Source organism: Chitinophaga sp. sic0106, from assembly GCF_019219075.1.
Classification (GTDB): Bacteria; Bacteroidota; Bacteroidia; order Chitinophagales; family Chitinophagaceae; genus Chitinophaga.
Map to the genome: position 1 here is coordinate 1 of NZ_JAHUWJ010000035.1, position 13,006 is coordinate 13,006.

Genomic DNA, 13,006 nt, shown 5'->3' on the forward strand with positions numbered 1-13,006 from the left:
TATTTGCCGCCAGCTTCCTTCAGATTCGCAGTCGCCCGCGACACCCTTGCTATTGGCTAACCCTTCCTACTACAAAGTGGGTTCGGGACTTGCACCCTATAGCAGATCGCCATGCCTGGCGCACACATAAAAAGGTCCGATGCAGTAGCATCGGACCTTTTAAGTATAATAAGCAGTTGTAAACTTACTTTTTCATGTACATTACTTCCTTCACCAGTTTCACGGTACGTTCGATATCCGGCAGGTACAGTTTCACGAGGTTTGGTGCGTAGTGCATAGGAGCATCCACAGCGGTGATGCGGCGGATAGGGGCATCCAGGTAGTCGAAACCTTCTTTCTGGATACGGTAGGTAATTTCGGAAGAAACGGAAGCAAAAGGCCATTGTTCCTCTACGATTACCAGGCGGTTGGTTTTCTTCACGGATTCCAGGATGGTGAACCAATCCAGCGGACGGATAGTACGCAGATCGATTACTTCAGCTTCGATACCTTCTTTAGCCAGTTCTTCAGCGGCGCCCAGTGCTACTTTCATCATTTTGTTGAAAGAAACGATGGTCACGTCTTTACCGGCGCGTTTGATGTCGGCTTTACCGATAGGGATGATGTATTCTTCTTCAGGTACTTCACCCAGATCGCCGTACATCTGCTCAGACTCCATGAAAACAACCGGATCGTCGTCGCGGATAGCTGCTTTCAGTAAGCCTTTTGCGTCGTATGGGTTAGATACGGAGATTACTTTCAGGCCTGGGATGTTTGCATAGTAGCTTTCGAATGCGGTGGAGTGTTGGGCACCCAGCTGACCGGCAGAACCGTTAGGTCCGCGGAAAACGATCGGGCAACCTACCTGGCCGCCACTCATAGCCAGCATTTTGGAAGCGGTATTGAGGATCTGGTCCAGTGCCAGTACGGCGAAGTTCCAGGTCATGAATTCCACTACCGGACGCAGACCATTTTGTGCAGCACCCACACCGATTGCAGCAAAGCCGAGCTCAGCGATAGGGGTGTCGATAACGCGTTTTGGTCCAAACTCATCCAGCATTCCCTGGGTCACTTTATAAGCACCATTATATTCGGCTACTTCCTCCCCCATTATGAAAACCCGTTCATCACGGCGAAATTCCTCCTGCAGGGCTTCTCTTAAGGCTTGTCTGAAAGCTATCTGACGCATGCTAATCTTAATAAAGTTTGAAAGTTTAATTGCCTAAGTCTTCATTTAGGCAGGGCAAATTTATCGTTTGTTGTCGAAAAAGCAAAGGAAAAAAAAGCCGGGATCATAAAGTAAATATTTTATATATTTATAAATTCATATTTAAATACATTTCACCTACTGTTGAGATGATAACCATTACCTTACTTAGTTTGTCCTATATCGCGGCTATTTCCTTCCGGATTAAGGACATAAAAGCGCCCGTAGCCCGACTGTTGACCTGGAACTTCCACCTCATTTTCCTGGTGTTATCGGTGATCAGCTTACTGCTGTCCATCAATGGTTATGGCTTTAAAGGCACGCAAACGGAGCGTATGTTCCTTACACTGTATGCGGGCAGCGGGTTTATATTATATGGCTTTTCGAAGCCGGAGATCAACGCCCGGTATTACTACCTGGCTTCCTTATTTGCTTTTCCGCTGGTGCTGGTTGTTGGGCTGCTGCTCCCGTTTTTAAGGACGATCACCATTTTGGCATCCCTGACCTTATTTGCCGACAGTGAGTTTGAGCGGTATAAGATTGACGACGATTTTGCGATGCAAACGAAAAGTACGGGTATCCTTACCCGTTATCCTACTTATAGTATGGTGGAAGACAAATATTGGTTTTTTGAGAAGATAACGCCGGATATAATAAATCCCGGGGCGGCTCCCGGGACTGTTAAACTTAGTAAACTTGGCAATGACAGCGTACATATACAGTTAACAGCCGGTGGTACAAAGGGTGGTACAATCAGGGTGGATACAATTGTGCCGCTGAAGCAGGGGTATGTTAATTAGTAAGAGGCAGCGAGCCCCTCAAAGCGCGAATCTATTAAATATTCATTTTTCAAAGGCAAAAAACAACCTTGTATACAGTGCAAATTTCTGATGCAAATCTGAACATGCGTTTTTTCGCGAAATCCTGAATTTTCATACAGAGCCGGCCCTTCCATAAAGGCATGTCTAACAGAGTCAAATGGCGGCAATCCATTTGACTCGTTCCACTTATGAAATAATTCAAGCACTGTGCAATCTAATTCTCTTCTAAGGTGGATACCATTATCATCAAGAGAAGTGTTTTGCGGTAGCATAATTCCAAGTCCACTGATCATCTGATGGAATTTCTTTAAACAAAGAGCATTCCCATAGTCGAGTAGATCAAAACAATTGCCTAAGTCAATTGTGGCACCAATCACCCCAACCATTCCAGGACTTGCGTTCTTTGACCATTTCTTATACGCGAACTCCCAGGCGCGTGATAAATTGTGCTCCCAAAAATAAACGCCATGACCTAACCAGTCATAATCATTTTGGCTTTTCTTAAGTGTTTGTTTTAAATTAACAACGTCATAAGCCAGCGGTGCTTTGCAACCGTGAAAGCCCAATACTAGTCCTGATCTTGCATACAACATACATTTAAATTTTAAAGTAAATAAATGGGTTATTAGTTAAGTAAGCAGGATTGTATGCCGATCAACTCAATTAATCATCTAATCTTCCAACGTAGGAAATCTCAAATGCCGATAAGGCCAGGTTGTTCTTCCATTTTCTTGTAATACGCCAATCTCCATCAGGATCCGTTTTGCCACTTGTCTGTCATTAAGCATCTCCTGACAAAACTCATCAATTGAAGCCAATTTTTGCTCAAGCTTAAACTGAATATCCTTATAAGCTTGGTAACCGGGCGGATAAGGTTCCATCAATTCAGGCATTTCATTAAATTCTTGCATAATTTATATTTTAGATTGTTATAAATATTGCCACTACTTCAATGGCATGTACTCCAGCTTGGGTGTAAGCTTGGTTTGAACCCACTTAATCTGATTATTTCAGGTTTCACAATATCGGTTTCACTAACAATGGTCACCGGGTCAACTACATCTCTTTCCTTCTTACAATGCAAACTTACAAAACCTACCTAATTCAAAAATCAGGTCATTTGTTATTCATTTGTAAATATTTACGCATTAACAAATAATAATATTAATATCAAAATGAGCAAAAAAAAACCTGTCTGAAAAGACAGGTTTCAAAATGATAATGATATGATCAGTAACTAAACTCTTTCGATAATGATCGCACTCGCACCACCACCACCATTGCAAATACCAGCTACACCGTAGCGCGCATTTTCCTGGTGCAGAATGGAATTCAGCGTCACCACAATACGTGCACCACTGCAACCGATCGGATGTCCCATCGACACCGCACCACCCCATACATTCACCTTTTCCATCGGCAAACCTAAATCCCTGGCATTCGCAATAGGCACACAGCTAAACGCTTCATTTACCTCCGCAAAATCCATATCTTCTATCTTCATGCCCGCCTTTTGCAACGCATTATTCACCGCCTTTACCGGCGTAGTAGTAAACCACTCCGGCGCCTGCGAAGCATCCGCGAAACTGATGATCTTAGCCAGCGGCTTCAATCCCAGCTCCTTCACCTTCTCACCACTTACCAGCAATACCGCCGCAGCACCATCGTTGATGTTGGAAGCATTGGCCGCCGTAATCGTACCATCTTTCTGAAAAGTAGGCTTCAGTGTAGCCACCTTTTCAAAAATCACTTTCTTGTAATCCTCATCCTCCGCTACAGTAGTTACCACCTTACCAGGGATTTCTACCGGTACTACCTCATTTTTATAATAACCTTTTTCCCAGGCCGCCGCTGCACGCTTATAACTTTCAATCGCGTATGCATCCTGGTCCTCACGGGAAATGTGATATTCAGCAGCACACAACTCCGCAGCATTGCCCATATGGAAATCCTTATAAGGGTCCCAAAGGCCATCCCGGATAATGCCATCGATCACACTGCCATGACCCAGCTTATAACCCGTACGGGCCTTATCCAGGTAGTACGGCACCTGACTCATATTTTCCATACCGCCGGCAACAACCACGTCGTTATCGCCCAGCATAATACTTTGTGCACCCAGCATAATCGCTTTCATACCGGAAGCACATACTTTATTAACGGTAGTACAGGGAACTGTATTCGGTAATCCTGCACCCAGACTCGCCTGCGTGGCCGGCGCCTGCCCCAGGTTTCCACTGATCACATTCCCCATATACACCTCATTCACCTGCTCCGCTCCCACTCCTGCACGCTGTAATACTTCCTTCATTACTATGGAACCCAGCTTCGTAGCGGCAATGGAAGACAATCCACCGTTAAATGATCCTATCGGTGTACGGGCAGTAGCAACTATATAAACTTCTTTCATCTGATAAAAAGATTGTTTGGCTTTTGGTAATCTTCAAATATAACGAAAAGCAGACTTGCGGCCAGCACCGCGAAAAAGCTTAGAAAAGCTTTATCAAATTAAATGTTTGAATAATAAAACATCACTAAAACAATTCATTTATTGAATAAAATCGCCCGCCCCTGTTCCTACCGCCATTACCTTCAAGTCTACCGTCCACCGGTGATAAAGCCCGCGACTCCATACCGCAACAGCATTGCCACGCACACGGGAAAGGCAATCCCCTGCGGCCTTTCATCTCTCCCTAAACAGGAAACCGAACCTGTTATCCTAAATTGACGTATGTTTGTAGATAACCTTGGACGAAAGAAGTGATTTCTCAGAACACCATACAACAGATTCTCAGCCGCATAGATATTGTGGAAATTGTGGGTTCGTTTGTGAAGCTCAAAAAAAGAGGCGCCAACTACTTAGGTAACTGCCCCTTTCACAACGAAAAAACCCCCAGCTTTACCGTATCCCCCAGCAAGGAGATCTATAAGTGTTTTGGCTGCGGCGTAAGCGGGAATGCAGTCAGCTTTATCATGGAGCACGAAAAGTACTCCTATGTGGAAGCCCTGCGCTGGCTGGCCCAGAAATACCAGATCGAAGTAGAAGAAACAGAAGTAAGCCCGCAGCTGAAACAGTTTCAGCAACTGGCCGACAGCCTCTACATCATCAACGGCTTCGCCAAAGATTACTTCACCGACACCCTCTTCCACAATGAAGAAGGCCAGAACGTAGGCCTCGCCTACTTCGAAGAACGCGGATTTACAGAAGAAACCATCCGCAAATTCCAACTCGGTTACTGCCTCAATACCCGTGACTCCTTCGTTAAAACCGCCGTAGCAAAGGGTTATAACCTGGAATACCTGCAAAAAACTGGTCTGGTTACCATCCGCAACGAGCAACCGGTCGATAACTACCGCGGCCGCGTGATCTTTCCCATTCACAATCAGTCAGGGAAAGTACTCGGCTTTGGCGCCCGCATCCTGCAAAAAACCGATAAGGCACCGAAGTATATCAACTCCCCGGAGAACGAGATCTATATCAAAAGCCGCGTACTATATGGTACCTACTTCGCCCGCCAGTCCATCGATAAACTGAATGAGTGCCTCCTCGTAGAAGGCTATACCGACGTTATCTCCCTGCACCAGGCAGGCGTGGAAAACGTAGTGGCCTCCAGCGGAACCTCGCTCACGCAGGACCAGCTCCGCCTCATTAAAAAATATACCAACAACCTCACCATCATCTACGATGGCGATGCCGCCGGTATCAAAGCCGCACTCCGTGGCCTCGATATGGCCGTGGAAGAAGGCCTCAACGTTAAACTCGTACTACTCCCGGAAAAAGAAGACCCGGATAGCTACGTACAACGTATTGGCGCCGCCGCTTTCCGCGAGTTTATCGAAGAACATAAACAGGACTTCGTCCTCTTTAAACTTCAGATCAGTCTCAAAGATGCCGGCAACGACAGCGCAAAAAAATCACAGCTGGTAAATGAAATCGCAGAAACAATTTCAAAAATTGATAAAGCGGAAGACTTTACCCGGCAACAGGACTATATACGCCAGTGCAGCCAGCTCCTTAAAATCGATGAACAGGGCCTGATCACACTGGTCAACAAGTTCATCCGCGAACGCATTACTAAAAGAGAACAGCAAAATAACCGCCAGGCGCCGGCCGCACCATCAGACGATGATCTCAGCAATGAGGCCATCGCAGCCATGGAAGCCGCCGAATCACAGTACGGTGGTGGCGAAAACCTCTTCAACAAAGACGAAAAGCAGGAAAAAGAACTCGTTAAAATCCTCCTCCGCTTCGGTGATAAACCCTTCAGCGAAGAAGAACGGAATACCGTGGCAGATTATATCTTCCACCTGCCATATGATTTTGAATCACTGGTGAGCAGCGAGCTGGTTAAGCGAATCCTGAGAGAATATAAAAGAATTTACGACGAAGGAAATATCCCGGATAAAAAATGGTTCCTCTACCATGAAGACCAGGACCTGGCCAAGAATATTGCACTCATCATAGAAGACAGAGAAGCAGACCTTAGCATCAACTGGAAAGAACGTTTTGAAATAGACACCGTTTTCGGGGATGTAGCCTACCTCAAAGACACCATCTCTACCAGCAACTACCTGATACTCCGTAAAATCAAGAAAATGATCGAGGAAAATCAACAGGAAGCAATGAATATGACAGATTTCGAAGAGATGAAACGCTGTATGGAGTTACACCAGCACCTGAAACAGCTCGAGCAGGAACTGACCCAGGGGCTGGGTACCGTTATCTTTAAATAATTAATGCGGAATTCTCTCCCACACCTGGAATGTAAACGCATACTGGTTACGCTCATCCGCCTCATGACGGTCGTCACTCACCAGGTTCCAGATAGCAGGGTCTATCATCGGAAAAAATGCATCCCCCGGCACGGTCGCGGATACACGCGTCATGTAAATCTTATCCACTAACGGCAGCGCATGAACAAAGATCTGCGCCCCGCCGGTAATAAATATTTCCTCCACATCATACGTATTCGCCTTGTCAACAGCAGCCTGCAGGGAATCCACCACGATGGTACCTTCCGGCTGGTAGTCGGTTTGACGCGTAATCACAATGTTCGGACGGTTGGGCAGCGGTTTTCCCAGGGACTCAAATGTTTTACGACCCATAATAATAGGCTTACCCGTAGTGGTATTCTTAAAGTACTTCAAGTCATCCGGCAAGCGCCATGGCAGCATATTATTGATGCCAATCACGTCATTATCAGAGGCCGCAACTATAATAGAAACAGTTTTCATAAGATTAGGTGCCTTAAACAGCCACCGGCGCTTTGATAGCAGCATGGTGCTGGTAGTTCACTAATTCGAAATCTTCGAATTTGAAATCAAAGATATCTTTTACATCCGGGTTGATTTTCATCTGCGGCAAAGGAAACGGCTGCCGGCTCAGCTGCAGGTTTGCCTGCTCCACATGGTTACTGTACAGATGCACATCCCCGAAGGTGTGTACAAAATCGCCCGGCTCCAGGTCGCATACCTGCGCTATCATCATGGTGAGCAACGCATAGGAAGCAATGTTGAAAGGCACGCCCAGGAACACATCAGCACTGCGCTGATATAGCTGACAGCTGAGCTTTCCACGGGTTTCGCCCTTTGCAGTATCCGCCGGCGTTACGTAAAACTGAAACAGGCAGTGACAAGGACTCAGCGCCATATCTGGTAAGTCTCCCACATTCCAGGCATTCACAATAATCCTGCGGGAATCAGGGTTCTTTTTGATGGTATTCACCACTTCGGTGATCTGATCTACCACACGGCCATCGCGGGTTTCCCAGCTACGCCACTGCTTTCCGTACACAGGTCCCAGGTCGCCATTGGCATCCGCCCACTCATCCCAGATACTCACATTGTGCTCCTTCAGCCATTTAATATTGGTATCCCCTTTCAGGAACCATAACAATTCGTATATAATTGATTTCAGGTGCAGCTTTTTGGTGGTTACTACCGGAAAACCATCTTTCAGGTTAAAACGCATCTGATAGCCAAAAACACTGGTAGTACCGGTGCCGGTACGATCCGTTTTAACTGCTCCCTCTTTAATGATATGATTTAATAATGCAAGATATTGGTCCATAAGGCGGCAAGATACGAAGATTTGAATTTAGCTGACTCTCCTGATAATATAGCATAAATTCTTAAAATAAAAAAAATCAAGATTTTAGCTTTTTTCGAATTCTGGCTATAAATTCATAGCAGGAAATCCCAATATAACGACTATACGAAGTTTAACCTGAATGTGTACCCTGCGTAGTTGTTATGCCCTTGCCACTATAGGAGAATAGAAACATTAGCTTAGCCTGAAAGACCTCAACAGCAACCAAAAGCAATTCATCTAACCAAAACCTGTATTAATTAAACAAACAACAAGACCACTTTAGACATTGGTGGAAGACTACCTATTATCGCCTTTCTGTGCCTGCCGAGGGCAGGCACAGAAAGGCGGCTGTACAGGGCCGCAGGCCCTGTACAGCCGCTATTTTTAGTCTATCACTCTTATTCCCATTACTCAACTCCAATTTATTATGCTTCTACCCAGACTCACCTTCCTGGTGTTGTTACTGTTATGTAGTACCCTGCTGCATGCCCAGCAAACTATCACCGGTAAAACACAGGACAGCAACACCGGACGCCCTATTCCCGGCGTAACCGTAAGAATCCCCAACAGCAACCGGGGAACCGTAACAGGCGCTGATGGAAAATTCAGCATTATTTCGCCCAACACCTCCACCTCCACTACCCTGATATTTAGTTCCACAGGGTACAAAACCAAAACAGTTAACGCAAGCGCAAACGCAGGACCACTCACCGTTTCCCTGGATGAAAATCTGTCTGTAATGGACGAGGTAGTGGTAACCGGCATGGCTACTTCTGTAAAAAGAAGAAACCTCGCCAATGCCGTAGCCACCATATCTTCCAAACAATTAGCAGGCGTAGCGCCGGCACAAACTTTTGATGCCGCCCTTAGCGGGAAAATCCCCGGCGCCCTCGTCACCGCCAGCTCAGGAGCGCCCGGTGGCGGTATTTCCGTAAAACTCAGAGGTATTACTTCCGTGTTCGGCAACTCGCAACCGCTGTACGTCGTAGATGGAATCTTCTTTAACAACAACAGTATTCCTGCAGCCCTCAACGACGTTACCGCCGCTGCCACCGCGGGTAATCCCAACAACCAGGATAACCCCTCCAGCCGTATCGCCGACCTCAACCCCGCTGATATAGAGAACATCGAAATTCTGAAAGGCGCCTCTGCCGCCGCACTCTATGGCGCCAAAGCCGCTGCAGGCGTAATCATCATCACCACTAAAAAAGGTAAAAACGGCAAAACAAGCATCTCCGTAAACCAGGAAACCGGCATCGTAAAAGCACGGCACCTGCTCGGCGTACGCAACTTTACACCGGAAACAGCCGCAGATCTGGCTGGCCCCTCCAGCTCCGCGGATCCCGATGTAATCAAAGCCCGCGGATGGTACAAATACAAATTTGAACAAGCCAGAGCCTCCGGGAAAATATTCGATTACGAAAAAGAAATGTACGGCGAAACAGGTATCATCAGCAATACCAGTATCGCCTTAAGCGGCGGCTCGGAAAAAACGACCTTTTATCTCTCCGGAAACAGAAGAAAAGAAGACGGTATCATAAAAAATACCGGCTACCTCAATAACTCCGTACGTTTGAATGTTGATCATAAAGTAAATGATCGTATAAGCGTATCCGTTACTACGAATTATATCAACTCTTCGGCCGACAGAGGCTTAACCAACAACGATAACAATGGTGTATCCTATGGCGTAGCCCTGTCGTCCACACCAGGCTGGATCGACCTGTACCCTAACGCAGTAGGCGTTTATCCACGCGATTCCTTTGCGGCCTCTAACCCGCTGGAAACAAGAGATAAAATGACCAACAACGAAACTACCAACCGCTTTGTAGGTGGCGGTAATATCGATGCCATACTCGCTCAAAGCAAAACCAGCACTACTAAAATTGTGCTGCGTGGCGGGGTAGACTACTTCAATTTTAAAACAGCGGCCATATTCCCCAGGGAACTACAGTTTGAAGAAAAAGGGATGCAAGGCCATTCTATCCAGGGTAACAGCAACAACCTGAATACCAACCTGGCAGGCTTCCTCATCAATATTTACAACCCGCATAAAAACCTAACGCTCACGAGTACACTGGGTGCCACTTACGAAACCGGCAACTTCGATAACATCAGCACCACCGCCACCAATATCACCAGCGGCCAGAGCAATCTCGATCAAAGCGGTAGTACCACCGTACGCCAGTTCCGCCAGCAATTCAGGGATAACGGGATCTTTCTGCAGGAAGACCTGACCCTGCTGGAAGACATCACCGTCAGCGGTGGGGTACGTTTCGACCGGTCCACCAACAACGGCGACTATAAAAAATACTACGTATATCCCAAGGCTTCCTTCTCCTGGAACCTTGCTCAGCGGCTGCTGCCAACCGTGAGCGCGATCGATTTTATCAAGATCCGCGCCGCCTATGGGCAGTCGGGCAATATACCACCCTACGGCAGTAAGTTCACCGGCCTCATTCCCAGCAATATCAACTCCCTCCCCGGTTTGCTCAATGATAACCTGCGCGGTAATCCGGACATCCTTCCGGAACGGCAGGCAGAACTGGAAGCCGGGATGGACTTCGGCCTGTTCAATAACCGGATCAGACTGGAAGCAACCTATTACAACAAAAAAATCAACGACCTCCTGCTCCGCCGGGCCCTCAACGCCTCCAGCGGCTACTCCAGCGAATGGAAAAACAGTGGTGACCTGAGAAACACTGGTATTGAATTAGGACTAACCACGGTACCATTGGCCATGGAAAACCTCCGGTGGACCTCCACGCTCAACTGGTGGAAAAATAAAGCGGTTGTTACCAAACTCACGATCCCCGCATTCGCCATCGGCGCATTCGGCAACTCCCTCGGTACCTACTACCTCGAAGAAGGGCAGCCCGCCACACAAATCAAGGGTATCTCCGGCGGGGAACTGAAACTGCTCGGTAACTCGGAACCCAAATTCCAGATGAGCTTTTTCAATGAGTTTACTATTTATAAAAACTTCTCCCTGCAATTCCTCCTGCATTGGAAAAATGGTGGCCAAAACATCAACCTGACACAGTTACTCACCGATGCCGGTGCTACTTCGTTCGATTATGATGAGGATTACAAAGGTGCCAAACTAGGCGCCTACAGGGTAAATGCAGGCGATGCGGCCATCTATGTACAGGACGCTGCGTATGTGCGTTTACGTGAGATAGCCGTGTATTATAATGTACCACTGAAAAACACGAATTACATCAAGGGAATCAGACTAGGTATATCCGCTAACAACTTCCTCACCTGGACCAATTATGTGGGCTATGATCCGGAAGTTTCCAACTTCGGCAGTAATACCATGACTACCACGCAGAGTCGCGGCAGTAACGGTATTTCCTCAGGCGTAGACGTTATGCCGTTTCCAGCATCGAAGCGAGCCAGTTTTCACCTGGGTGTCAATTTCTGATCTAACTCATTTAAAAACATGCACATGAAAAATTATCACTATTATATAAGCCTGCTGGTATTACTGGTGATGCTGGGTTGTCGCAAAGGCGAAATTCCCAATCTCAACAATCCCACCACTTCGGGCATTGTGGTCAACCCTACCAAAAGTTCCTTAAACAACCTGGTAACCGGTGCGGAGTCGGGCATGCGCCGGGATATAACGGCCTATCTGGATGCGGTTGGTATTATAGGGAGAGAGATATATCGCTTTTCCGGATCAGAGCCGCGTTATACTACGGACCTCCTTGGAGGGGGTACTAAGGAACTGGATAATAACAGCTTCTATCTCACCAATCCATGGGCATCACGGTACCTGGTGGTACGCCAGTGCTTTATCCTGCTGGAAGCTGCTGCTGCCTCCAAAATGATTACAGACGCAGAGCGCAAGGGATATACCGGTTTTGCTAAAACCATCATAGGCTATCAGCTGCTCTTAAATCTGAACATGACCAACACCAATGGCATCCGCATTCCTAATAGTGATCCCACTTACATAGGCGCTGTGATTACGGATGTGGCGCAGGCGCGGGACAGCATCCTGAAATTTTTGCAGGAAGGTGCCGATGATTTATCTGCCGGTACGGTGATATTCCCGTTATCAGAAGGCTTTGCAGGCTTTTCCGATGCCCCGGGTCTGCGCAAATTTAACCGGGCTATTGCGGCCAGAGTATTACTGTACAATCAAAAATGGGCAAATGCCCTGACTGCCTTAAACGAATCGTTTTTTGACTTAAACGGTTCATTTACAAATGGTGTATACCATTATTTTTCCACCGGCGGTGGGGATCAGGCTAACCCGCTGTTCATGGCGCCGGGAGCTACCGGTGATATGCGGTTGTTACATCCGGGATTCGCTACGGACATCATTCCCGGCGATTCGCGACTTACTAAAGCACCGGTAAGGCCTGTTCCTGGCAGCCAGTCGGGCCTGAGCAGCAACAGGGAACTCTGGATATGGAAATCGCTTAATGATCCGGTAAATATTATCCGCAATGAGGAATTAATCCTGATTTATGCAGAAGCCAAAATTCAGCTGAGTGCCATCCCGGATGGCATAGTGGCGCTTAACAGGATCAGAACCGCTTATAATCTACCACCTTATGCCGGCGCGATTACGCAGGCAGCCCTGATCAATGAAGTGCTCTATAACCGCCGGTACTCCTTGCTGGGTGAAGGGCATCGGTGGGTGGACCTGAGAAGATATGACCGCCTGGGCACTTTGCCGAAGGACAGGCCGGATGATGATGTGTGGACACAGTTTCCGCTACCACAAAACGAAGTAAATATCTAGGCACAAAAAAGAGGGACTTGCGGTAGTCATGGTCGGAAGAAATTCCGACCATTTCTTTATGTTTTGAAGTAAATATCAGGATTTCCGCCACATAAGACAACGATTTGAGCAATTGCCAGATCCCTGACTTCCATAGCCATGCGCCTTTT

10 protein-coding genes are annotated in these 13,006 nt (G+C 47.1%); 4 read left to right on the forward strand and 6 right to left on the reverse strand.

Translation table 11 applies throughout. The features are described 5' to 3' along the window. Positions 1-184 precede the first annotated feature (184 nt). Positions 185-1,168, reverse strand: coding sequence for a pyruvate dehydrogenase complex E1 component subunit beta (locus KW844_RS28735; RefSeq protein WP_073081253.1), 984 nt, complete (start codon positions 1,166-1,168; stop codon positions 185-187). Between the two features lie 167 nt (positions 1,169-1,335). Between KW844_RS28735 and KW844_RS28740 the strand changes: the two genes are divergently transcribed. Continuing rightward, complete coding sequence (locus KW844_RS28740; RefSeq protein WP_218380221.1) at positions 1,336-1,986, forward strand: hypothetical protein; 651 nt, start codon at positions 1,336-1,338, stop codon at positions 1,984-1,986. Here KW844_RS28740 and KW844_RS28745 read toward each other — a convergent pair. From KW844_RS28745 to KW844_RS28755, 3 genes are all read right to left on the reverse strand, one after another. Further along, the gene (locus KW844_RS28745) at positions 1,983-2,600 is read right to left on the reverse strand and encodes a hypothetical protein (RefSeq protein ID WP_218380222.1); all 618 of its coding nucleotides are present in this window, start codon (positions 2,598-2,600) and stop codon (positions 1,983-1,985) included. The genes KW844_RS28740 and KW844_RS28745 overlap by 4 nt on opposite strands. A 78-nt stretch (positions 2,601-2,678) precedes the next feature. Beyond that, a complete protein-coding gene (locus KW844_RS28750; protein ID WP_218380223.1) occupies positions 2,679-2,918 on the reverse strand; it encodes a hypothetical protein in 240 nt (79 codons plus the stop codon). 326 nt (positions 2,919-3,244) lie between these two features. Continuing rightward, positions 3,245-4,417 (reverse strand): acetyl-CoA C-acyltransferase, encoded by a 1,173-nt coding sequence (locus KW844_RS28755; RefSeq protein WP_218380224.1) that lies wholly within the window; start codon positions 4,415-4,417, stop codon positions 3,245-3,247. A 350-nt stretch (positions 4,418-4,767) separates the two neighbouring features. On the opposite strand from KW844_RS28755, the gene dnaG reads away from it, so the two are divergent. Further along, complete coding sequence (gene dnaG, locus KW844_RS28760) at positions 4,768-6,741, forward strand: DNA primase (RefSeq protein ID WP_218380225.1); 1,974 nt, start codon at positions 4,768-4,770, stop codon at positions 6,739-6,741. Here dnaG and KW844_RS28765 read toward each other — a convergent pair whose 3' ends face one another. Together KW844_RS28765 and KW844_RS28770 are read right to left on the reverse strand one after the other, a co-directional pair. Continuing rightward, positions 6,742-7,242, reverse strand: a complete 501-nt coding sequence (locus KW844_RS28765) for a dihydrofolate reductase (RefSeq protein ID WP_218380226.1) — start codon at positions 7,240-7,242, stop codon at positions 6,742-6,744. Positions 7,243-7,255: 13 nt separating this feature from the next. Further along, positions 7,256-8,077 (reverse strand): thymidylate synthase, encoded by an 822-nt coding sequence (locus KW844_RS28770; protein ID WP_218380227.1) that lies wholly within the window; start codon positions 8,075-8,077, stop codon positions 7,256-7,258. 448 nt (positions 8,078-8,525) lie between these two features. Here KW844_RS28770 and KW844_RS28775 point away from each other — a divergent pair, with 448 nt between their 5' ends. After that, a complete protein-coding gene (locus KW844_RS28775) occupies positions 8,526-11,525 on the forward strand; it encodes a SusC/RagA family TonB-linked outer membrane protein (protein WP_218380228.1) in 3,000 nt (999 codons plus the stop codon). A 24-nt stretch (positions 11,526-11,549) separates the two neighbouring features. Next, positions 11,550-12,857 carry a RagB/SusD family nutrient uptake outer membrane protein gene (locus tag KW844_RS28780; RefSeq protein ID WP_218380229.1) on the forward strand — a complete coding sequence of 436 codons (1,308 nt, stop codon included), beginning with the start codon at positions 11,550-11,552 and terminating at the stop codon, positions 12,855-12,857. The last annotated feature ends 149 nt before the right edge of the window (positions 12,858-13,006 follow it).